This window comes from Bifidobacterium aerophilum (assembly GCF_010667685.1).
GTDB lineage: Bacteria > Actinomycetota > Actinomycetes > Actinomycetales > Bifidobacteriaceae > Bifidobacterium > Bifidobacterium aerophilum.
Genome location: NZ_WHZW01000002.1, coordinates 73,664 through 98,298 on the forward strand (window position 1 = coordinate 73,664; position 24,635 = coordinate 98,298).

Annotated in this window: 11 protein-coding genes and 1 riboswitch; of the genes, 5 read left to right on the forward strand and 6 right to left on the reverse strand. The window is 62.2% G+C overall.

Going from position 1 to position 24,635, the window contains the following annotated elements:
* Nucleotides 1-3: 3 nt before the first annotated feature.
* Complete coding sequence (locus GFD25_RS01245; RefSeq protein WP_239512332.1) at nt 4-1,620, reverse strand: beta strand repeat-containing protein; 1,617 nt, start codon at nt 1,618-1,620, stop codon at nt 4-6.
* 228 nt (nt 1,621-1,848) lie between these two features.
* Here GFD25_RS01245 and GFD25_RS01250 point away from each other — a divergent pair, with 228 nt between their 5' ends.
* A complete protein-coding gene (locus tag GFD25_RS01250; RefSeq protein WP_163229161.1) occupies nt 1,849-2,532 on the forward strand; it encodes a response regulator transcription factor in 684 nt (227 codons plus the stop codon).
* A complete protein-coding gene (locus GFD25_RS01255; RefSeq protein ID WP_163229164.1) occupies nt 2,516-3,730 on the forward strand; it encodes a histidine kinase in 1,215 nt (404 codons plus the stop codon). The genes GFD25_RS01250 and GFD25_RS01255 overlap by 17 nt, the downstream gene beginning before the upstream one ends.
* Here GFD25_RS01255 and GFD25_RS01260 read toward each other — a convergent pair.
* Both GFD25_RS01260 and GFD25_RS01265 read right to left on the reverse strand, forming a co-directional pair.
* Complete coding sequence (locus GFD25_RS01260; protein WP_163229166.1) at nt 3,725-5,590, reverse strand: hypothetical protein; 1,866 nt, start codon at nt 5,588-5,590, stop codon at nt 3,725-3,727. The genes GFD25_RS01255 and GFD25_RS01260 overlap by 6 nt on opposite strands.
* 443 nt (nt 5,591-6,033) lie before the next feature.
* The gene (locus GFD25_RS01265) at nt 6,034-8,049 is read right to left on the reverse strand and encodes a 1-deoxy-D-xylulose-5-phosphate synthase (protein ID WP_163229168.1); all 2,016 of its coding nucleotides are present in this window, start codon (nt 8,047-8,049) and stop codon (nt 6,034-6,036) included.
* Between the two features lie 222 nt (nt 8,050-8,271).
* Here GFD25_RS01265 and GFD25_RS01270 point away from each other — a divergent pair, with 222 nt between their 5' ends.
* On the forward strand, nt 8,272-9,261 hold the full coding sequence (locus GFD25_RS01270; RefSeq protein WP_163229301.1) for a zinc-binding dehydrogenase: 990 nt from the start codon (nt 8,272-8,274) through the stop codon (nt 9,259-9,261).
* A 168-nt stretch (nt 9,262-9,429) separates the two neighbouring features.
* Here GFD25_RS01270 and GFD25_RS01275 read toward each other — a convergent pair whose 3' ends face one another.
* The gene (locus GFD25_RS01275) at nt 9,430-10,197 is read right to left on the reverse strand and encodes a nitroreductase family protein (protein ID WP_204314728.1); all 768 of its coding nucleotides are present in this window, start codon (nt 10,195-10,197) and stop codon (nt 9,430-9,432) included.
* A gap of 290 nt (nt 10,198-10,487) precedes the next feature.
* On the opposite strand from GFD25_RS01275, the gene GFD25_RS01280 reads away from it, so the two are divergent.
* Nucleotides 10,488-11,687, forward strand: coding sequence for a glucuronyl esterase domain-containing protein (locus tag GFD25_RS01280; protein ID WP_163229172.1), 1,200 nt, complete (start codon nt 10,488-10,490; stop codon nt 11,685-11,687).
* A gap of 443 nt (nt 11,688-12,130) precedes the next feature.
* Here the strand turns inward: GFD25_RS01280 and GFD25_RS01285 are convergent, their stop codons facing one another.
* Nucleotides 12,131-14,956: an energy-coupling factor transporter ATPase gene (locus GFD25_RS01285; RefSeq protein WP_163229174.1), complete on the reverse strand. Its 2,826-nt coding sequence runs from the start codon at nt 14,954-14,956 to the stop codon at nt 12,131-12,133.
* A 174-nt stretch (nt 14,957-15,130) separates the two neighbouring features.
* Nucleotides 15,131-15,736, reverse strand: coding sequence for an ECF transporter S component (locus GFD25_RS01290; RefSeq protein WP_204314725.1), 606 nt, complete (start codon nt 15,734-15,736; stop codon nt 15,131-15,133).
* Nucleotides 15,737-15,741: 5 nt separating this feature from the next.
* A riboswitch (FMN riboswitch) is annotated at nt 15,742-15,894 on the reverse strand.
* Nucleotides 15,895-16,277: 383 nt separating this feature from the next.
* On the opposite strand from GFD25_RS01290, the gene GFD25_RS01295 reads away from it, so the two are divergent.
* Nucleotides 16,278-24,578 (forward strand): LPXTG cell wall anchor domain-containing protein, encoded by an 8,301-nt coding sequence (locus tag GFD25_RS01295; RefSeq protein WP_239512333.1) that lies wholly within the window; start codon nt 16,278-16,280, stop codon nt 24,576-24,578.
* Nucleotides 24,579-24,635: the final 57 nt, after the last annotated feature.

The window sequence follows — 24,635 nt, forward strand, 5'->3', positions numbered from 1 at the left end:
GAATCACGCCATCGTCCAGCTGGTGCTGGTGCCGAACTGGCTGTCGAAGTCGGAGCGGTCGATCGTCTCGTCCGCGAGTTCCGTATCGGAGCCGGCATCCACGGTCGTGGAATACGAGCCGGTCACGGTCACGGTGATGTCGCTGTCGCCGGACACCACGGTCTTGCCGTTCGCGACGATCGTCACCGTGTCGCCGTTCTCGTCGACGATCTTGCCTCCGGACGCGACGTTCAGCGCGGAGATCGTCGTATCCTCGGTGACCACCCACGTGGACGTGCCGTCGACGTTCACGGTGATCGGCGCGTCACTGGTCGAACCGTTCGCGGCCGACGCGTTTTCGGTGATCGAGGCCGCCCCCGTCCACGTCGAACCTTCCAGCAGATACAGGTCGACCGACGAGATCGTGTCAGCCGTCACGTCGCCCTCCAACGTCTGCGAACGTCCGGTGAACGTGACCGTCGCGCCGTTCGAACCGGCCGAACCCCAGTTGTTGGAGTCGTTGCCGGACGCGTTGATCAGCGTCGCCTTGCTTGTGTCAAAGTCGAGCGTCGTGTTGGAGAGCACCACGTCGGCCGTCGTGTTCGTGAAGTAGAACATCGAGCCGGATTCGATCGCGGACTTCAGCGTGGAATCCTTCGCTTGGAACGTCGCATGCTCGCCGGTGGAGGACTCGGCGTCGCCGGACGTGGACTGGTAAATGATCACGCCGTTGGCGATCGGATCGGAGCCGGTCTTGCCGGTATTCGTGCTTTCCAGCGTGGAGTTGCTGATGAGGATCGTGTTGTAGCCCTCCATGCCGGCGATCTGACTGCCGGACGCGGTGCCGGTCACGTTGTTGACCTGCACGTCGCCGGTCGAATACAGCAGAGGCGAACCGGAACCGGCCGTGGACAGTTCCGAATCGGTGACGGACACGTTGCCGCCGCCGCGATCGGTTGCCACGGTCGCGCTGTGGTCGCCGGCCGTGTCGGCCGTGATCTTGCCGGCCAGGATCGTGCCGGAGTAGGTCGCGTCGAGCGCTCGCGAATTGTCGGACGTGGTGCTGATCGTCGTGTCGTAGACGAGCGCGGTGCCCGAGTCGGTGGCGAACACGCCGTTCGAACCGGAGCTGGACGCGGTGAGCGTGCTGCCGGAGATGACGGTTTTCGAGTCGTCGCCGACGGTCAGCGAGATCGAATTGGTGCCGTAGAAGTTGTTGTTGTCGGCGTTGTCGGAGTTGCCGGATTTGGTGAGCGTGGCGTCGGTGATCGTGAGCGTGCCGCCGTTCTGGGCGAGCGTCGCGTTCTGGTCGGCGTCCGTGGCGGTGGTGTCGTCGGAGGAGGTGACCTCCTTGCCGTCCGCGGTGAGCGCGGCCGTGTAGGAGCCGGAGTAGTCGTAGCTCATGGTGTCGGCGCCGCCGCCCATGCCGCCCATCATCATGGAGGTGTTGGCGTTGGCCGTGGTGCCGGTGCGGCGGGCGACGTAGGCGGTGCCGGCGCCTGCGGCCATGCCGCCGGCGAGCGAGACGGCCGCGGCGATGGCGATGAGCTTGGTCGAGGCGAGCGTCGGTCGTGCGGCAAGTGCGGAACGGGTCGCGGTATGGCCGTTGCGACGGGCTGCCGTGCGCTTGTTCTTGTTCATGATCGCATCCTTTCGCTTGGATGACTCCAGTAAACGGCGCTTCCTGTGGAGGGCGCTGGAGTGTCGCGAAAGGACGGCTGGCCGGTTCGGCAAGGCCTTCTGGAAGTTTTCTGGACGCTTTCTGAATGTGATGGGGTGTGTACGTGGGGTGTGTCGATGTGGTGATGGCGATGGTTGCGGTGGTTAGATATAGACGATATTTCGGCCCGAATGCATGGAGGCAGTCGAATGAAAGAACTGCAGGGATGCGGCTCGATCGCGATCGTGGACAACGATAAGACGGTGCTGTGGGCGTTGGGCAATGCGTTGCGTTCGATTCTCCCGGATTGCCCGGTGATATGGACGGCGGATTCGGGATTCACCGCCATCGCCCGTGCCCGATCGGTCGGAAGTTGCCCCGATCTGCTGCTGTTGGATATGTCATTGGGGGATATCAATGGTCCTATGGTATGTCGTGAGATCCGCAAGCAGGCCGATCGTCCGGCGATACTGGCGATGACGTCGTTCCCGCTTGCCGATTACGCTCAGGATGCTGCGAATGCGGGAGCGCAGGGCATAGTCGCCAAGCAGGGTGATTTCGGCGAATTGGAACGGGCCGTTCGTTCCATTTTGGATGAGCGCAGAGGATGCTACCGCACTGCCGGGGTCAATGTCGATTTTCAGACATCGCATGAGGCATTCATGCGGGTGCGGTCGGAGAAGGAATCGGGCGTTGAGGCGTTGTCCGTGCGGGAAAGCGAAGTCATCCGGCTTTCTACGGAGGGATGTACTTCGGAGCAGATCGCGAAGCGGCTCGATATCGCCAAGGCGACCGTGGATACGTTGTTCCAGCGCGCGTGCAGAAAGACCGGAGCCTCGAATCGTGTGGAACTCGCCATTCTCTGGTATAAGCAGTATGGAAGAAATCGGTGATCACATGTTCCTCCGGTGCAAAGAAGGACTGCATGCATGGGTTTCCCGCTGCGCTCGGGTGATTCCGCATCCATGGATATTGCTGATATCGAGTGTCGTCGGAGCGCTCGATGTAATTTCCAGTTTGGCGACGAATCAATATAACGTCATAAGTGACATTGCATTAATTGCACATCTTGTCGCCCTAATCGGCATAAGTAGATACTGTATTCCCTGTTCTTATGCCGTCGTTATTATATATGTGATTTCACTATTTGTGCCTGATATACCGGCAAACGATCAGATTGTTGGAGTGTGCTTCGCGATTGGCGTATTCTTTGCCATGAATAGAAAGGTTCCAGGTATCGTTTCTGTCGTATCCCTAACCGCGATTACTTTCTATAACGGTTTCTCTTCAGGAATGTCGAATATGCCTTTGCTGTATGCCATGGGCACCTCTCTGTTCTTTGTTATAGCGGCTTCAGGAGGAATAGCTGCCGCCGGCTATTCTCGCGCTAACGAAATGGAGAAAAAGAATGCGTACCTATCACAGCAATTAGAGCATATGAAATATCTGGAACGAGATGTTCGATTATCAAGGGACCTGCATGATTCGTTGACCAATGATCTGTCATTCATTGCGATCATCGCGCAAGCACGGCAACGCAATGCTATTAAATTCGGAGATGCCGAGGCGGCACAAGCTTGGAGACAGGTTGGTCAACGCGTGCAAACCGCTTTTGATCACACACATATGATTCTTGACCAATTGCAAGGAGAAGAGGTCCGGCATGACAAGTCATGCTCCGATTCCCTGCGCGAAGAACTTACCGACGTCAAAAGGACTCTTGCGACCTCCGGATTTCACGGCGAATGCATATTCGCCGGTTCGAACGCTGACTTGCCAAATGATGTATACGAAGAGCTAAGAAGCCTGATTCTCGAATGCTCAACGAATATCATGCGCCATTGCGTTCCGAACAAGGATTCTTTTCTGATGTCCTTGGAGATCAATGGCGGAAGCATTCATCTTGCACAAATGAATACGATACATGACAGCCAGTCCTCCTTTGTACGCTCTCAAAGAGGATTGAACTATCATTGTCATATCATCCAATCGTTGCATGGCGAAATGCATTATGCCATCGATGGCGACACCTGGGTTCTTTCCGCAAGCATTCCCTTGTCGTCAGCAAATTCCCAACCGGCTTGTTCATGATGTTCTCCTTGTTAGTTGGTTGGCGATGGTTTCTTTTATGGTGAGGGCATTGGCGGTGCTCTCAAAGGTGATTCGGTCGGAATCGGACAGTCCGGAACGGAACAATCCGGTATCGGTGGCCATCGCGTTGACGTCGTCGTTGACGAGCTTGAGCATTGCGCTGGGAATCAGTATGCCGTTTTCCTGCAACGCGGTCACGGTCATGGCGTCGAGCGCCATGCGCGACTCGGTGTCATCGGATTGGTGGTAGTCGTAGAAACGGTTGATCGTCCGTCTGGAGATTCGTTGGATATCCGACGCTGGAAGCCGGAGCACGGGCGCCGCTCCAAGCTGCCATACGGTGGACAGCAGGTCAAAACGAGGGGTTCCGGTCGCCCATGTTCTCATGATCACTCTATGGAGTTTCGATTGGTCCCTGAGATCGACTCCGAATTTGTCATACAGTTTCCGTGCCTGCCAGATCTGCCACAAGGGTTCGGCGTTGTTGCCGCTGTCAATGGCGTCTGTCACCAGATTGCGCAGTTGACTGGCGATTGCCTCACGCTGACCGGCCACGATATCAAGCTCGTCGCGGTTCTCGAGCAGGTTGAGATAATCCAGGAACGACGATGATTGCGTATCGAAACGTTCCTGATAATACTGCCGGATGAACTGGTCGATATCGAGATAATCCTTCAGATCCAGCGCGTTGATGAGCTGGTTCGCACTGACGGTATCGGACACCCCGGGATCGTTCTGCGCGAGTATCGCGCCGTAGATCTCGTCGTCGTACAGGTAATGGTCGTTATCGTCGATCACATCCCGCACTCCCGGAATATCGGCACAATCCCGGTCGACCGTGCATAGCGCGTTGTATGTGTAATACATGCGTTCCGTGCTGTACTCCGGGAACAGATCCGCGCGCAATGCACCATGGTCGTCAAGCAGCGCTCGACGTACCAGATCATGGTATGGCGTGGAATCCACCCCGAAACGTTGCATGAGGGTGAGCATGTCATATGCCATCACGCCGATCAGCATGGACTCGTCGTCCTGAATCCGTCCGGCCACCTTCTGCAATTGCGCGACATATGTGTCGAATACGGGGCGGAACTGGTCATATGTGGGATGCATGCCGAGCTGATCCATAAGCGTGTACAGGAGCATGTACGCATGGGGGTCGTTGGGATCGGGATTCGCCAGCATCGAATGGGCGTATGCGCTCAGCCATGCATCGATCGGCTGATATGGCAGGTCCAGCAGGGTGCTGGCCTCGACGATCGTATAGGTGGCAAGCAGATCCGGAGCCTGCATGTCGGCATCGTCATCCGCCTGATCGGCATCGTCGTCCGCGGTGTTTTCGGACTCGGCGACGGTGGTGAAATTCGCGCTGCGCATGTATGCGCCGGATTGCCGGTCGTATTGGGAATCGAAGTATTTCCTGAGCCGTGATACCGTATCCTCTCCCAGCGTGCTTCGGGGATCCGGTATAAGCCGCAGCGTATAGAACACCCTGCTGGCCGGCTGATCGGGAAGCACTGTGATCAGCGGCGTCGGATCGACGAGATCGACCGTATCGATCAGTCCGAGCATGCGTTTGGTGATACGCATGAAATATGTCGTGGCGCCGTTCACTTCATTCGGCCGTTCCGGATTCGCATAGCGGTATCCGGGACCGGGGTACGCGCTGCGCCGCAGCTGTTCCTCGATCTTGGCACCGTCCATTGCGGGAATCTGCAAGGCGATGGGGCCGGTGTCGTAGTCATACCGTTTGAATACGTCGCATCCCGAAAGGCATGACAGGCACAGGCATACTATGGCGAGGATCGCCGCGGATTGCATCAGCGCGGTGGACCGATACTTGTGATGCCGATACGTCATGGCTACCGCTTCCGTTCTGGTCTCTTCTCGAAGGAGGACGTTCCCGACTGCAATGTCGGAATACTTTGACGATAACGGATTGCGGAATATCGGTAGTCGTGGAAGTCTGACAATTCGGTATGGCGTACTGATTTATCAGTACGCCATACCAGACAGACGCCGACACGGTGTTCGTGACGATTGCGTCTCGCCGGAGACATGAAGGAAGAACGGCGATTGAACGACAACGCGTCGGTTCGATGGGCGCGGCGGACGAGCACGTTGGGTCATCAGACCGAGTCGTTTTCCGTCAGAGCCCATCGTGCCTGAGGATTGTCTACTGAGCCACGTCGATCGCCTATTCGTCCAGTTTTTTGCAAAAATCGTCTTTCTTTCGTCGTGTTTTTTGCAAAAATCCGCGTTTGGTCGTCATGTTTTTTGCACGAGGCGTGTATTTGCCGGGGTCAGCGGTCGAGCGAGGAGTGGATGCGGGCGGTGACGTTGGCGACGGTCAGGCCGTAGCGGTCGTTGAGTTCGGCGAGCGGGACGCGGTCGGTGAACTCCTTGGCGGCGCCGAAATTGAGCACGCGCATGGGGGCGGTATCGGGGGAGCTGGCGCGGTTTGCGTACCATGCGGTGATCTTCTCGCCCCATCCGCCTTCGAGCTGACCGTCCTCAAGCGTGACGGCGAGACGGTGATTCGCAGCCAGCGCGGCGAGCGTCTCGTCATCGATCACGGAGAACTGCTGCGGGTCGATCAGCGTCGCGTCGATCGGGGCATCGTGATCGGCGGCCAACGCCGCGACGATGCGCTCGCCCAGCGGATACTCGTTGCCGAGCGCGAGGATCGCCACATCGGAGCCGGCATGCGTGATGTGGTACCGGTTCCACGGATTGGGGGAGACGGTACCGTCAACGGACGTGTTGCCGGTTGCGATGACGCCGGTCGCGGTGCCGGTGACGGCAACGACCGTCTTCTCGTCATCCTGCCGGTACCGCGGGAATCCGCCGGCGCGTTCGGCGTTGAGGATCGTATCGCCGGGCACGCGGATGACGACCGGGCCGTCGTTGCCCGCGCCGGTCGACCATGCGAGCATGTCGAGGAACGCGTGCTCCGACGTCGGTGCCAGACAGGTCAGTCCCGGAACGTTGCCGAACATCGCAATATCGAACGCGCCCGAATGCGTGTTGTCCGCGCCGGACAGGCCTCCGCCGAAGTCGAGCAGCGTCGCCGGCGTATGGTTGAGCGACAGTTCCTGCTGCAGTTGGTCGAACGTGCGCTGGAAGAACGTGGCCGATGTGGCCAGCACCGGACGTCCTCCCGCACGGGCGATGCCGGACGCGAACGCGACCGCATGCTCCTCGGTGATGCCGGTATCCACGTAATGCTTGCCGGCGCGGGCACGGAACGCCCGCGTGATGCCGTTCGATCCGGGAGTCGCGGGGGAGATGACCACCAGTCCCGGCTCCGTTTCGAACCGGGATTCAAGCGCGGCCATCGCCAACTGCCCGTAATGTTTGCGCGCGCCGAGCGGGCGGCCGGCGGCGCTGTCGGGATTCTGCCAGTGGTTCGCCTCGCAGCGGCCTTCCGTGATCGCCAGATCCTCGGCGGCCACGACGGCATCGCCATCGGCAAGGTCGCCGGTACGGTCGTCGGGAAGATCGTCATTGTCGACGTCAATCGACGCCGACGTATCCGTCGCGTCTGCTGCGTCGTCGGCGACCGGCAATCCCAGTCCCTTGCGCGTATGGATATGCACGACGACCGGATGATCGAGATCGCGCACCTCGGCGAACGCGTCGACCAGCGCGGCAACGTCGTTGCCGTCCTCGACGTACCGGTAATCCAGTCCGAACGCCTTGAAGATATTCGGTTCCGCGATGCCGCCGGACTCGCGCAGACGGGCGAGCGGACCGTACATGCCGCCCTGATCCTCCGCGATCGACATCTCATTGTCGTTGAACACGATGATGAGATTGCCGCCCTGCGCGGCCGCATTGTTCAGCCCTTCGAACGCGATGGCCGAGCTGAGCGAACCGTCGCCGATCACCGCGATCACATGCTCGTTGCCGCCGTTCATGTCACGGGTCTTCGCCAGGCCGCATGCCAGCGAAATCGACGTGCCCGTATGGCCCAGCACGAACTGGTCGTGCTCCGACTCGTCCGGATTCGTGAACCCGGTCACCTCGTCATTGCGGTCCGGATCAAGATACGCGTCCGCGCGGCCGGTCAGCATCTTGTGCACGTAGCTCTGGTGCGACACGTCGAACACGATCCTGTCGCGCGGCGAATCGAACACGCGATGCAGAGCCACCGTGGCCTCCACCATTCCCAGATTCGAACCGATGTGGCCGCCATGATGATGGCCGTAGGCGATCAGCGCGCGGCGGATTTCGGCGCACAGCTCAGGCAGACGTGCGGCGTCGAGGGCATGCAGGTCGGCGGGTCCGTGAATCGTATGCAAAATCCCTCCGCTCATGCGCTGCCGCCGTCCTTTCCTCGCTGTTCCAAAAGCGACATCCTAACGCATACCCCCTCACCAGACACGGATTTCGCGGCAATGCCCTCAACATCTCCGTATATGAGGCGTGCGTGAGACGCATGCGGTGCGGGATGCGTCGCGCGCAATCCCCGCGATCCCCGGTCCCGGCCACTAAAATGAGCCGTGAGCAACATGTCGAACAAGCATGAAGGAGTGCCGATGAAGGCCGTATACGCCGCAGGAATCAACGCCGAACACCCGCTGGACGTACTCAAAGTGGGCGAACGCCCCGCACCCGAACCGCGCCCGTTCTGGTCGACCATCTCCGTCAAAGCCGCCACCGTCAACCATCATGACATCTGGAGCCTCAAAGGCGTGGGACTCGCCGCCGAATCGACCCCGATGATCCTCGGCACCGACGCGGCCGGCATCCTCGACGAGGACATCCCCGTACGCAAAGGCCTCAAAGCCGGCAGCGAAGTCGTGCTGTACACGTTCGTTGGCACCGACAACGCCGGTGTCATGCCCGGCGAACGCCGCACCATCCTGTCCGAACACTATCAGGGAACGATGGCCGAACGCACGCAGGTCCCCAGCGCCAACGTGTTCGCCAAACCCGCCAACCTCAGCCTTGACGAGGCCGCCGCGCTCGGCACCAGCTGGCTGACCGCCTATTCGCTCGTGTTCACGAGCGCGAACGTCAAACCCGGCGATACGATTCTCATCCAGGGCGCGGGCGGCGGCGTATCCACTGCGGCCATCCAGCTTGCGCACGCGGCCGGGCTCGAAGTGTTCGTCACCTCGCGCGACGCCGGCAAACGCGAACGTGCGCTCGCCATCGGCGCGGACGCCGCGTTCGAGGCCGGCGCAAGACTGCCCCGCAAGGTCGACGCGGTCATCGAATCGGTCGGTGCGGCCACCTGGGGCCACTCGGTCAAATCGGTGCGCCCCGGCGGCACGATCGCGATCTGCGGCGCCACCACCGGCGACCAGCCCGGCGCCGAACTCACCCGCATCTTCTTCCAGGACATCCGCGTGCAGGGCAACACCATGGGATCGCGCGAGGACTTCGCCCGTCTGCTGCGATTCGTCGAACACGCCGACCTGCATCCGGTCATCGACTCGACGTACGCGCTCGCCGACGCTCCGGCCGCGTTCGCCAAGGTGATCGACGGCGACGTGTTCGGCAAGGTCGTGCTGCGCGTGTGAGCGGCGGTCGATGTACGGTCGACGAGCGGCGGTCGATGTGCGACGACCGCCGAGCGGCCGTTCGTCGCGTGCGTATATGACAGGTCCCCCGAACCGATATCCGATTCGGTGGACCTGACGGTATGCGCGGGCTATTGACGCCGTGTGTGATACGTGTACGCGGCGAGGCTAGCGGTCCAGACGGAAGCCCTGCGCGGCGACCGGCTTGGCCATCGCATGTCCGGCCATGTCGGCGGTCGCGTTCTTCGCGATCTGATCGCTGAACGCGTCCACCGGACGGTCCGCGTGGCGCAGATCGTAATATTCGTGCACGGCTTCGTCGAACTCGGCGAGCGGTTCGAGCGTCGCCTCGTCGTCCGACGGGTACGCGTTCTCGAAGAACTGCATCGAACGCGGCATGCGCGGCTTCAACGCCGGCTCCTGATCCGGCTTGCCGATGGCCAGACCCAGCACCGGATACGTGTATTCGGGCAGATTCAGCGAATCGATCAGGCCGTCCACGTCGTTGAGCAGCGAGCCGAGGATCACGCAGCCCAGACCGAGCGAGAACGCGGCCGTCTCCATCGCGTGCAGGGCGAGCACGGCGTCGTTCTGCGCCTGCGCGAACCGGTAGCTGGTCTTGAGCGTGAACTCGTCGGAATCCGTGTCGATGCCCTTCGCCTTGGCGATGGCGGCGTTGGGGTGCTCGTCGAGCACGAACACGTACAGCAGGGGAGCGGTGGCGATGTACGGCTGATGACCGTATTCGGCCATCTTCTGCTTGAGCGCGGGGTCGGTGATGCGGATCGCGGACCAGTCGTTGAGGAACTGGCTGGACGCGGCGTGCTGCGCGACGGTCTCGAGCGTGGCGACGGTCCGCTCGTCGATCGGCTCCGGCTTGAACGCGCGGATCGAACGACGGTTGAGCAGGGTGTCGATGGTGTCGTTGTGAATCAGATCTGTGGATGCTGTAGTCATGACTGTATTGTCACGCCGGAGCTGGGCGACACGCCATAGGTATGCTGTGAGTGATCTTCCTGCCGAGTATTTCGCATCGTTGCGAGTTGGGTTAGACTGATATTTGTTGGGCTTGACGGGATGTTGTGCCGTGCCTTTGCCTATTTTGCCGGATTGCGGAATTGGGCGGGATGAACGGCTGCCGTTGAAGTTCGATCGCGTACTGGTGTCGCGGATGATCGCATGGATGAAGGGGATGCGAGATGACAGAGACGTCTGATGATAATGGGATGAGGGGTGCCGGTGCCGACGCTGGGGTGAAGCGTGGCGATTGGTTGTTGCCCGATCCGTTCAAGGGTCCGGGCGGCGAGCGGATTCGCGCGCGGGAGCAGTGGCCGGCGCAACGCGAGTATCTGGTCGGCTTGGTATTGCGCGGATTGTATGGCACCATGCCGCCCGCGCCGAAGACCGGTCAGGTTGCGGTCGAGTTCCTGGACCGTTCGCCGGTGCTGGACGGCAAGGCCGTGTTCGAATTGGTGCGGCTGACGATTGCCGACACGCCGGGCGGGGTGTCGATCGCGTTCAACGTGCGCGTGTGCCGACCTGCCAATGACGGTGAGCCGGGTGGCGTGTTGGTGTTGCCGAACTACAGCGCTCCCGATCATTGCTGCGGACTGTGCATCGAGGAGGGCATGCTGCGCGAGGCAGTGCGCCGCGGGTATGCGGTCGCCGGATTCGAGATCGACGAGGCCGCGCCCGACGACGCGGAACGATTCTTCGTGAGTCCGTGCATCCGCGCGTATCCGGGATATACGTGGCATGCGTTCGCCGTGTGGGCGTGGCTGCAAAGCCGTGTGATCGACTGGCTGGCGACACGCGATTGCATCGATGCGAATCGGATCGTCGCCACAGGGCACTCACGGTTCGGCAAAACCGCGTTGTGCTGCGGCCTGACCGACACGCGCGTGGCCGTGACCGCGCCGGCCGGTTCCGGATGCGGCGGCATGGGATCGATGCGCTTGCAAGGCAACCGGTTCGGCGAGGGACATGGCCATTTCGAACGCATCGGGCGCATGGCGAACTGGTTCCCGCACTGGGTCGTGCCCGAAGCGGCTGCGTACGGTTCCGCGGATGGCGAGCGACCGTATCGTGAGTGCGAGATGCCGTTCGATGCGAACACGCTCGCCGCATGCACCGCGCCGCGAGGACTGATCGTGGTGGAGGGGCTGGATGATGGCGCGGCCAACCAGTTCGGCACGCAGACGGCGTGGCTGGCGGCCAGCGAGGTATACCGGTTCCTCGGCGTGCCCGAGCGCTGCGGCATCCATTACCGCGAAGGCGGCCACGCCTACACGCCCGAGGACTGGTCCGTGGTGCTCGACTTCTGCGACGCGGTGCTCGGCGGCAAGCCGGTCCACGCCACCTACAAAACCCGCTCCGACGGCGACACCCCCGTCGGTTACGCCTGGACCGCCCCAACGGTCGAGTAGCCGTTTGGTGGGGCGGTTCGTCGGTTTCTTCCATGACTTGCCCCGCTAGCGAGGTACTCGGCGGGGCAAATCATGGGATTCTTCCGTGTTCCGCCCCGCTATAGGCGTGCTGAGTGAGGCAATTCAAGGATGCCTTCCGTGACATGCTTCACGGGAGAACCGCTCAGCGGGGCGATTTGCGAGACGTTCCGTGTTCCGCCCCGCTGCGGGTATGCAAGGCAATCCGTAAGATTCTCAGTGACTTGCCCCGCTGGGGACGCGTTCAGCGGGGCGGAATGTCGGACTTTTCCATGATTTGCCCCGCTGAAGAGGCTCCAACAGGGCGGAAGGTGAAATTCTTCCGTGTTCCGCCCCGCTGAATAGGTGCTCAGCGGGGCAAATGTGGGATTTTTCCGTGATTCACCCCGATAATGGGGCTGCTTGCGAGGCGCAACGCGGAAATATCAGATAAGTGGCAGCGCAACCAACACGGCGATGTAGATCACGGTAATCGTGGCGAATGCGAGGTCGGCAGGACGAATGCGCAGTTCATGCCAGTGGGTGCGGCGCACGCCCTCCTCATAGCAGCGTGCGTCGAGCGCGAGGCTGAGATTGTCGGCGTGGCGGATCGCGCCGGCGAACATCGGCACGCACAGGGCGGTCATGGCCTTGAGCCGGGCGGTGGGCGAGCCGGTTTCGATGCTGCCGCTGCGGGCCGCCTGCGCATCGGCGATCGCCTTCGCCTCCGCACCGAGCGTGGGCAGGAACCGCAACGCGAGGCTCATCACCAATGCGATCTCCTGCGTGTGCACGCCGAGTTTCGACAATGGGGACAGCAAGGAGCCGAACCCGTCGGTCAGTTCGGTCGGCGTGGTCGTCTCCAGCATGACCGCGCCAAGGATGATCACCAGCGCGAATCGCAGCGCGTACAGGATGGCGATCGTCACGCCGTCGTCGGTGATCGGAATCGGACCGAGCTGCGCGAGCGTGGTGCCGGTGCGCACGAAGAAGATATTGAGCGCGCCCATGACGACGAACATCGTCAGGAACATGTGCACGGAGGCAAGCAATCGCAGCGGATTGATGCGTGAGGCCGTGACGATGCCCGCGACCAGCGCCGCGCCGAGCGCGAGCTGTGCCGGCGTGTTGATGGCGAACGCGGTGAACATCATCGCGAGGAATGCGACCATCTTCACACGCGGATCGAGCTTGGCGATGAACGATGATGCCGCACGCGCGGGATGCGCGGACGTTGAAGTGATATCGCGTTGTACGGAATCGGTAGGGATATCGGGGGATGAAAGATTGCTCCGCTCGCGGCGCTCGGTCGAAATGACGGAGGATGATCGTTCGACCGGGACGATAGAGGGGGACTGAGTGACTGGACCCGCGGAAGGGTATTGTTCCGGTGCCACGCTAGAAGAACCGTGTTCCCGATGACCTCGGTTTTCCTGTGCGGCAAACTTGTTGGAGGTGCTTGCCGCACGGGCGACTGACGGCACGCTTGAACCGCGATCGCTTGCATTCGCGGGCAGCATGACGATGCGATAGGCCACGGCCTGCGCCTCATCGAACGAATGGGTGATGATGAGCACGGTCACGCCTTGCGCGCGCAACGTGCGGATCAGCTCGTGAATACGCGCGGTCGCGGCGGCGTCGAGACTCGCGGTCGGCTCGTCCATGACGAGCACCTTCGGCCGGCAGGCGATCACGCCGGCGATCGCCGCAAGCCGCTGCTGGCCGCCAGACAGGCTGAACGGCGACCGGTCGGCCAGATCTTCGATATGCAGCAGACGCATCGCCTCATCCACCCGTGCGGAAACCTCGGATTCACTCAACCGCTGGTTGCGCGGCCCATAGGCGACATCCTCGGCCACCGTATCCGCGAACAGCTGCCGTTCGGGATGCTGCATCACGAATCCAACCGTACGGCGCAACGTCTCGCGCTGCTTGCGGCCGAGCGTGCGAGGCGAACGACGTGTATGGATATGGTGAGACTGGCTGCCGTCAGGGTTTTCCGCAGTGATTGTTCGTGAATCGGCCGGAACCGACGGATCGGTTGCCACGGGAATCCCGGCGACGCTGATCGACCCGTGTTGCGGCTTCTCGAGCGCGCAGATCAGCCGCGCCAGCGTGGACTTGCCGGCGCCGTTTTCGCCCATGATCGCCACGACCTCACCGGCTTTCACCGTCAGCGACAGGTCATCCAGCGCGAGGATGTCGGCCCCCGGATATTGGTAAGTCACATGACTGACAACGATGGCATCATCGGCCGTCGTATTGTTGCCCGATGCCATATCATCGTCATTTCGAGCGGAGCGCAGCGAAGTCGAGAAATCTTCCGGCGTGGTTGCTTGTGGAAGATTTCTCCGCTCGCTTCGCTCGGTCGAAATGACAGGGGAGCGATGTTCGGTCGAAATGATATGACCGGATTGCTTGGTTGATATTGCGGAGGGGACTTGTCCGGCCGAAACGACAGGGGCGGAAGGCGACGAAGCCGCATCGGCAACAATCCGGCCGTGCTCCAGTCGCACCACGCGGGTCGCGCGCGACACCTCGTCATCGTGATGCGTCACATGCACGATCGTCGTGCCTTGGGCATGCAGATCGTCGAGAATCCGCATCACCTCGGCCCTCGCGGCCGGGTCGAGCATCGCGGTCGGCTCATCCAATACCAGCATGGACGGGTGCATCGCCAGCATGCCGGCAATCGCCACACGCTGCTGTTGCCCGCCGCTCATACGGGTCGGATCATCGAACCGATGCGCGGCCATATCGACCGCGTTCAGCGATTCGTCGATCCGCGAGCCGATCGACGAACGGTCCAATCCCAGGTTTTCCGGGCCGAACGCCACGTCGTCCTCGCTGATCGTGGTAACGAGCTGATCCTCCGGATTCTGGAACACCGCGCCGATGCCGCGCCGGGCCGCCCGGTATTCCGCAGGATTCGCGCCGAAGCCGGACTCGGCCGTCGAGCCGGCTGTGGCATCGTCTGGCGAGTCGTCCTCGTCGGTAGCCGAACCGTTCTTGTCCGCCGAATCGGTCGATGCCACGGAACCGTCAGACGTTCCGAGCGAGAACACATGATGGCCGAGCAACGTGATGTCGCCGGCATCCGGCGCGGCAAGCCCGGCGATCAGACGGGCCAGCGTGGATTTGCCCGAACCGTTCGTGCCGGTCAGACACAGGTATTCGCCGGCCTGGACGGTGAGATCCACGCCGTCCAGCGCCCAGCTCACGCCGCCGTCGTAGCTGTAGCGGATGCCGGTGAGATCGGCCGCGTCATTCATGTCTGATATTCCCCACATTCCTTGATGATCGAGGTCGACAATCTCGAAAGTGGGGATTTACCTACCATGAACGGGCCGAAAACAGCCGTTTCGTGGTGGGTAAATCCCCACTTTCGGTTTTCAGTGTCCGGTTATCCCCATGTTTGGTCATAGTCGGGGTCGGACTGGTTCGGTTTATTTGTCGAGCAGGGTGGTGATCGGCTTGTAGATCAGGAACGTGACCACGCCGTGGATCACGAACTTGAGCAGGTTGAACGGCAACAGGGCCGGCACGATGAGCGCGGCCACCTGCGCGACGGTCATATGCGCGTAGATCGGGGTGACGATGAGGTTGCCGACGATCGCGACGGCCAGCGCGCACACGGCGCCGACGATCAGACCGATGATCGCACCGTTACGAGTGCGGTTCCTGCGGTAGATGATCGCGGCCGGGACCGAGAGGAACAGCGCGACAAGCACGGCCATGAGCGTGCCCCACGGATCCATGAACAGGTGCGGCACGAAGCCGAGCACGCTCACGATCGCGGCGGCGGCCGGGCCGAACGCGAAGCCGGCGATCAGCGCCACGATGCCGGACGGGTCGTACTTGAGCCACTGGATGCCCGGAATGATCGGGAATTCCACGAAACTGGTGGCCATCGCAAGCGCGACGAACAGCGCGTACATGGCGATGCGGCGGGTGGACCAGCGGCCGGAATCGGCCACGCCGGTCGAATGAGCGTTGTCCGGGCGCGACGACGTTGCGCTGGTGGTGTTGGTGGTATGCGAAGAGACACTCATGATGAGCTCCGTTTCTTCCATCCGGACTATGACCGTTGGCCCCGGATTCTCACCGGATCAGCCGCTTGCGCGGGTCGCGGGCTTGCGCGTGACGGCCGTTATGAAGTCGGCCGCGCGTTTACCGCCAGTAAGGAATTGCACCTTCCCTGAAACTTACGTCTGACATATATACGCGGGCGGGTGGATTTTGCTTCAGGGCATGTTCGCTATGCGAAATATCGTTTATGGTTTGCTACGGGGGTGGATGGGGGCAGCGTGTCGCGGTTTGGAGGGGTGGAAAGCATTTGCAATCCAGGAAATTGACATATTGTCATATTTTGTAAGGATGTCTTACAATTTCGGCAATACCAATGATTCGACGGGTTGTGTGATGTGATGCCAATTAGGAAAGCGTTTTCCTGACGGTGTGGCCGACGTGACGCTTGTTGGATGATTTTGCCTTCGATGTCTGGTTTCTTGTCTTGGGGGGGGTATCTATTGCCCCGAAATCCGTAATCAAACGGGTTTGATGCAGGGGTATGCGAACCGAAAGGCGCGAAGGATGGACAGGAAGCATCGGAGTGCAAGTCTGCGGGGCGGCGACCGTGGGCATGACGTGCACGGCCTTGCTTCGTCTCGTCTGCATCGCGGCATCGCCGTCGCGATTTCCCTGGCCATGACGCTCGTGTGCGCGATCCCGTCCGCATACGCCCAGAACGGCACGGCCATCGGCGATGCCGACGATGCGAACGTGACCGTCGTTTCGAACGGCCATATCGTGACCGACAACACCATCGTCGCCGCGGCGCAGGATGCGGTGAAGACCGGCACGGATGCGAGCACGACGACCGACGGCAACCAGCAGACCGACGCGGGCGAAACGTTCGGCAACAATACGGTATTCGCGAACGATGCCACCTTCGATGCCGGCAACGGCCTGACTGACAATGACGCGAATGATGCGACGGCCGCACGGAACGACGGTTCCGCCGATGCTTCCTCCGAAGCCCAGAACAACACCGCTGATTCCAAGTCCTCCGACAAGACGACCGCCGACCAGAACGCGGACCCGCAGTTCTCGTTCGAAGCGACCGGTCAGGCTGACCGGACCGACAGCTCCGATGTCGAAGCCCAGGCCGAGACCGCCGATTCCCTCGGCGGCCGCGATTTCGCCGGTCAGGTCACCAAGAAGATCAACGGAAAGACCTACATCCTCATCGGCAACGAACAGCAGCTGCGCGCCATCGGCACGGGCAAGAAGGTCATCAAGCCGATCTGGAAAATCGAGACCGAGGAATACCAGAAGAACGGCTGCAAAACCGCATTGACCGGAATTCCATATGACTGCTGGGTCGACATCCCCGATGTCACCACGCAAACATACGCAGGCGATGCCGATCTCGATGAGACCGCGACATTGCGGGACAAGGACGCTGACGCCAACCACAACATCGACCTGATCCCGTCGATCGGCGAGCGTAAATACCATTACGTCACGATTGACGACGACGGGAAGCAGGTATCCGCCCAAAAGAACGCGGATACGGGCTTGACTTATTCCTCCACGGCCAACTACATCATCTTCCGCGACATCGACCTGTCCAAGAACGCGGCCGACAAGGACAACACCAACTGGACGCCGCTCATGTTCTCCGCGATCATGCTCGGCGCCAAATCCAAGGAACCGCAGACCGCGGCATCCCTGTGGAACGGCATCGACCAGAACGGCGACGCCGTCACCGATCAGGCCGTCCGACCCACGATCTCGAACGTCACCGTCCGTCAGACCGGCGAACTGGACTATTCGAAGACCTCGGGCATCGGCTTCTTCGGCACGATCAGCAACCAGATCACCCTGCTGGACGGCGGTAAGAAACTGACCAGCTTGGGCGAAACCGTCGTCTCCAACATCCGGCTCGAACACGTCGACGTGGCGAACGAATCCACCACGCCCAAGGACAGCACGACCCTCGTGAGCATCGTGTTCGGCGTGCTCAAGGGACTGCTGTCCGGTCTGGGCTGGCTGCTCGACAAGATCACCGGCGTCATCCCCGGTCTTGGTCTGGATCTGGAAGGCGTACTGGGCGGCCTGCTCACGCTCAAGGAACAGGATCCCTCGATCTTCGCCACCGGCGGCTTCGCGGGCCGCCTCGACGGTGAAGTGACGGTCAGCGGTTGCGAAGTCGCCGACGTGGCCGTCTCCAACGTGAAAGGCATGACCGGCGGCTTCGCCGGCTATTCGACCGGTCAGACCGAATACGAACTGCTGTCCACGGTGCTGGGCGGCTTGGTCGATTCCCTGAGTTCCATCCTCAACGCCATCCCCGGTCTCGGTCTGGGCGACCTGATCCACTGGCTGCTCAACGGCAACCTCATCACGGCCGGCAACCTGATCCCGATCGGCTACGTCAACCCGACCCTCACGAACAACGCGGTGACGAATTTCCGAAAGGGCACGGTCATCGGCTCGGATACGCAGGGTTACGCCGGCGGCTTCATCGGCAACCAGATCGGCACGATCATCGAAAACTCGACCGTGACCAGCACGAACCCGTACGCGGTGAAAGCCCGCTATTATGCGGGCGGATTCTCCGGCGTGACCCGCAACGACACGATGGAAGGCGCGCTGAGCAACCTCGGCGTCGACCTGATCAAGGTCGCCCAGCCGCAGAGCCTTATCGAAGGTTCGACGGTAAGTGCGGACGTCACCGTGAACGCGGGCAGCTACGCGGGCGGTTTCGCCGGCGCGATGGCGAACAGCTTCGCCGTCAATGATTCCCTGACCGGCGTCTGCGTCGTGAAGGCCACCGGCGTGACGTCCACGTCCTCCGAAGGTACCGAAGAGCGCAGCCAAGGATTCGCCGGAGGCTTCACCGGCGCCGCGACGCTCGGCTGGGTGACCGATCTCGGCAAGCAGGACGCCGGCTCGACCAACCTGCTCAAAGGTGTGAACAAGATCCTCGTGGAAGCGTTGACCGCCGGCAAGGACTCCACAGCGCTGCTGAGCCTGGTCGGCGTCGAACCGTCCGCGATCCTCGGCGTATCCATGAACGGCACGATCGCCGTATCGTCCGACAACGATTATGCGGGCGGCATCGTGGGCCGTGGCGACGGTCTGATGCTCGCCGCGTCCGACGAACAGCATCTCGACGACTTCCCGTTCTGGAAGTACGGACGCCGAACGGTGCCGTCCGCCCGTAACAACACGGTGACCGGCCTGAAATCCGTGGCAGCGCAGGGCGATTATGCGGGCGGCATCGCCGGCCGGCTCGGCACCGCGTCCATCGGCGGCGTCGTCAACGACACGATCGGTCTCGGCGGCTATCTTCCGTTCGAAGTGAGCGCGCTGAGCGTCACAGGCGCCGCGAATGACGGCCTTACGGTCACGGCGAGCGGCGACTACGCGTCCGCCGGCATCGGCAAGGCCACCGGCGGCCGCATCGGCAAGGCCACGACCGCATACAAGACAAAGGACGCGAACGGCAACGAAATCAACCCCGTTCCCGACACGGCTGCCGTGACGCTCGACAACGTCGCCGCCGTGACCGCGAACAATTACGCAGGCGGTTTCATCGGCGTATCCGGTCCCGGCGATCTCGTCGGATCGGACGGTCTCGACCTGCTCGGCTTGGGCGCCTTGAAGATCAGCGGCCTGCTGTCCGTGGCCCAGGGCGTTATGGTCGAAATCGAAGCGGCGCGCGTCAACGGCATCGCCTCCGGCATGACCGTCACGGCCAAGGGCGCGTATAAAAAGGACGATCCAACCAAGTACTACGCCGGCGGCTTCCTCGCGCAGTCGAACAGCACGCAGGTCACGGACGCGCACGTCGCCAACCTGCATACGGTCACGGCGGACGGTACGGCCGGTGTCGCGGGCGGTTTCGTCGCATTGTCCGAAACCGGCGGTCTGGCCGATGTGGCCGACAAGGATTCGATTCTCGAACTCGTGAAGATCGACGGCGGACTGCTCAAGGCGGTGTCGTACCTGATCCCGAAGTACGACAACGTCGACGTCCGCTATGTCAACGGCGGTTCCGTGACCGCCGACATCGCCGGCGGATTCACCGGCGATTTCCAGAGCGGCACGGTCGACAACACCGCAAAGGGCGAGAAGGACGCGTGGGCCGTCTACAATCTGGACACCGTGACCGGCGGCGCCTATGCCGGCGGCTTCGGCGGCAAGGTGCATTCCGGCGCCCTTGCCAGCTCCGATGGCGGCATCAGCGTGCTCGGCAATATCGGCAACGGCGCGCTGACCATCGGCGCCGAAGACCTGGCCTCCATCGCCAACGCGTATGTGCCCGTCATCACCAACGCGGGCGTGCACACGGACGCCGCCACGCAGGAAAACACGAGCGGCCGAACCATCACCGATCCCGACGATCCGGGCCTGACCGTGACCGCGACGACGATCGCGTCCACCGACTCGAATTCGGGCTCGGCCGGCGGCTTCATCGGCTACGGTTCCGGCGTGCAGGTGTCGAACTGCGACCTGACCCAGCTGCGTCATACGGACGTGAAGGCTCCGCAGAACCTCGAAACGACTGGTTCGATCGATGACACGTACCTGTCCGAAAGCAGCAAGTACGCGGTGACCGGCGCCCGGTATGCGGGCGGTTTCATCGGCAAGATGGACATCGGCTCAGCGGCGTCCGTCGGCGGCGGCCTGAAGATCCTCGGCAAGAGCATCGGCATTCAGAACGTGCTGACCGTCCTGTCGGCCGTCGTCTCCACGATCGAGCACTCCGACGTGACCGGCGGCATCGGCGGCTACTCCGTACTCGCCTCCAACGCGGACAATAAGGACAACGCGCTCGGCATGGCCGGCGGTTTCGCCGGTCAGATCAAAGGCGGCCACATCCAGGATTCCAGTTCGCACGAGTTCGTCTACATCATCGGCCAGATCTCCGCGGGCGGTTACGTCGGCACGATGCAGCCGGGCGCCGTGGCGGACATCCTCGGCAACGCGACCATTCTCGACAACATCGTCGACGTCAGCAACGCCGCCAGTCTCGTGCAGGACTTCGTGCCCACGATCCGCAACTCGTCTACCGACGCGGCGATCTGCGGCGGCGCGGTGCGTGCCCAGGGAACCTCCAACGGCACGACCCGCCGCGGCATGGCCGGCGGCTACGTCGGCCACGACAACGGCGGCCACATCTGGGGTCTGAACGACGCCTCGTGGAAGAACGAGAACTATAAGGACGGCGCGAACAAGGGCAAATACAGCGGACCGCAGAAGGTCGCGTACGCGGCCCGCATCCGCAGCGTCTACGGCCAGGAGATCGCCGGCGGCTACACCGGACTCATGGAACCGGGCAGCACGGCGGAAGCCGGATCCATCGGCCTGCTGAAGGGCCTGATCAGGATCGACAACCTTGCGGGCGTGCTCGCCGTCGTCTATCCGACCGAACAGCACACCAAGGTCACCGGCCCGCTGCGCAACGCGAGCATCGACCAGTGGAATACGTGGGTGAACAACATCGGCAAGTACAGTGCGTACGGCAAGGAATTCACCGACATCGCCAAGAACGTCAAGAACAACACGATCACGACGCAGGAACAGTTGGACGCGTACCTCAACGGTTACGTGTTCGGTTTCAACGTCGTCGCCGGACGCTCCTCGTACGATTCCGGCGCGAACCTGCGCGATTCCGGCGTGGCCGGAGGCCATGTGGGAATCATGATCACCGGCGTGATCACCGACGGACAGTCCGAAGACGTGAAGACCGTGAGCGCCATGCGAGCCGCCGGCGGGTACGCCGGCACGATGGAAGCCGGCCAGGCCGCGAAATTCGGCAGCCTCGACCTGCTGGGTCTTAACGTCGATCTGGGCAAGCTGGTCGGCGTGGCGAAGGTGTTCGTGCCCGTCGTCAAATCGTCCAGCGTGATCGGCTACCGCAAGGGCATGAAGGTCACCGCCACCGGCAGCAGCGTCACGAACGGCACCGGCAACGCCGGCGGCTACGTCGGCATGGGCGTGGGCGCGCAGCTGTGGGGCGACCTCGACTCCAATGGCGCCGATCTGCCGTCCGGCAGCACCGCCGCCGATGCGGCGGGCGTGAACGTGACCAACCTGCGCAAGGTGTCCGGCCGCAACAACGTGGGCGGCTACATCGGTCTGGCCACGAGCGGCGCGACCGCGGACGCGGACCTGAACTCGTCCGGGTTCCTGCAGCAGTTGCTGAGCAAGCTGATCTCGAACCCGACCGAACTGGTGCAGGTCTTGCAGGCCACGATCGTCACGATCCGCGGCGCGCATGTGAGAGCGGACAGCAACGAATGGGGCTACACCGTCGAAGGCGCCTATCAGGACGAGGACGGCGCGACCAAGTACGCGTTGAACGCGGGCGGTTTCGCCGGCAGCCTGCAGGCCGCGATCCTCGGAGACAAGGATTCCGCGAAGTCCAACGACTCCGCGCAGGACGTGGACGTGTCGAAGGATCCCGCCGAGCTTGTCGTCACCGGATTGCGTGCCGTGGAAGGCGGCCAGTACGCGGGCGGCTTCTTCGGACTCGCGGACGTGTCGTCCGTCACCTCCGTCGGCGGCAACAAAGTCGAACCGAATCAGGACACGAATCTCCTGCTCGGTCTGCTCAAGACCAACGAGATCGGCGTGCTCGAAGCGTTCCGCACGTTCGTCTATGACGCACGCGTGACCGGCGTGGCCGACGGCATCCAGGTCAAGGCGCACGATTCGACCACGAGCGGCGTGATGGATTCGACCCGGTTCACCGGTGCGGCCGGCGGCTTCGGCGGCGGACTCATCAACGGTTCGGTCAAGCAGTCCAGCGTCGCGAACCTCAACAGCGTGACGGGCGTCAACTATGTCGGCGGTTTCATCGGCCACTTGGGCAAGTCCGGCACCGTCAGCGCCGAAAAGGTCAACGCGCTCGGCCAGATCCTCAACGTGACCGCCGGCGTGCTCAATATCTGGGGCTCGCACGTCGAGAACTCGAACGTTTCGGGCATCGGCGCCGGATACACGGTCACGGCTACGCACGGCAGCGTCGAATACGGCCGCGGCGAAACCAATGCAACGGGTCGCGAAGTGGCCGGCGGCTTCGTCGGATACGCCGATCTCGCCCGCATCAAGAGCTCGCAGGTGACCGGACTGAAGAAGGTCACGAGCGGGGAACTGGCCGGCGGTTTCGTCGGCGAGACCAAGCGCGCGTACCTGGTCGATCTGGAAGCGAACTCGGTGCTGCTGAACGTCCTGTTCACCATCGTCAACGAACTGGTCAAGGCGCTCTATCTGCCGCAGGCCGAGCGTCTCGGCGTGATCAATCTGAGCGGTTGGTTCCCGGACATCTTCGGCAAGGTGTTCGATCTGAAGGTGCTGTCGGATGGCGATCTGCTGTACGTGAACCTGCTCGGACTGAAGATCAGCGTCGCGCTGTCCAAAGCCGACGCGGAGAACCAGCAGCAGACCGACGTGGCGATCATCACGATCGGCGATTCGACCATCAAACTGCCCTGTTCCAAGGATGGCATCAATGACACCGAGGAGAACCGCGCGAACCTCAAGGTGACGCTCATCAAGGCGAACCGTACGGAGGTCAGCAAATCCAGCGTGCAAGGCATCGCCGACGGCTATGACGTGTTCGGCGGCGGCGCGACCCAAGGCGCGGACGGTTCCGGCGTGACCGGTTACGCAGGTGGTTTCGTCGCGCTGAACGACGAGGGCCTGTTCGAGAACAACGACATGACCTATGCCGACACGATCCGAGGCGCGAGCGGTCTGGTCGGCCCGTTCAGCGGCACGACGCTGCTGAAAAGCGTGTACAGCTTCAACACCGTCCGCGGCATCGAAGGCACCGGCAACACGTACCACATCTACCGCGACGTGGACCCGAGCCTCTCCCACGCGCTGGCCGTCAAAACGGTCGACCAGAACGGCAAGCCGACCGAGTTCAAGGGAGATTTCACCTACGGCTCCCACATGGACGACCAGACCGGCGACAATGGCGAGACCCTTGACGTGACCGGCAAGCTGAAACTGCACCTCAACCGGTACGACGTCGCCCACCTCGCCGAGAACGCGTTCATCGAGAAATACGCGGACCTGCAGTATGCGGTCATCGCGAACAACCTCGGCGGTTCCAATACCGGCGAGAACGCGGCCAAGCCCATGAACGTCTACGTGTCCGCGGCGAAGGCCGTGCTCATGCTGGACAAGGCCGTGACCGACAACAACGGCGGGCTCACGCCCGAGCCGGACGACGGCCAGGACCCGTGCGGTTTGAACGGCTGCCAGACCGTGGACCTCACGCTGCAGAAGGTGTGGATCGACGGCCAGCTGACGCGCCCGGACTCGATCACCGTGCAGGTGACCGCCACATATACGGACGCCGACGGCAACCAGGTCGTGAAGGACCCGCTGCCGTGCTACACGGACGAGTGTACCCCCGAAGACTGGGACAACCCGTTCACGGTGACGCTCACCGCCAAGGCCAACGGCTCCGCATGGAGCGACACCTGGCGCACGAAGATCACCGGACTGCCGGTCGCCTTCGTGGACACGAGCTCCGGCGAGAACGTGGTGCGCTACTACACGTACACCGTCAAGGAACTCACCATGACCTACGGCGAGTCCACGAAGACCCCGTCCGAAGCCGGCTACTCGGTATCCGTGGACTACGGCAAGGACGCGGACGGCAGGTACGTGGCCAAGATCACGAACTCCGCGCCGCTGCCGAACACCGGCGGGTCCGGCACGCAGTGGATCGCGATGCTCGCCGTGATCATCCTCGGCCTCGGCACCGCATGGTACCTGCGTGAAAACCGCGTGAAACCGGCCTCAACCGGGGGAGCGGGAACCGCATCGCCGTTCGGCGGACGACGCGGGCGGCACGCCCGATAACAGATTTCCCGCAGTCCGGCGGGCTGCGGGCCAACCAATGTCAACCAACGTCATCTC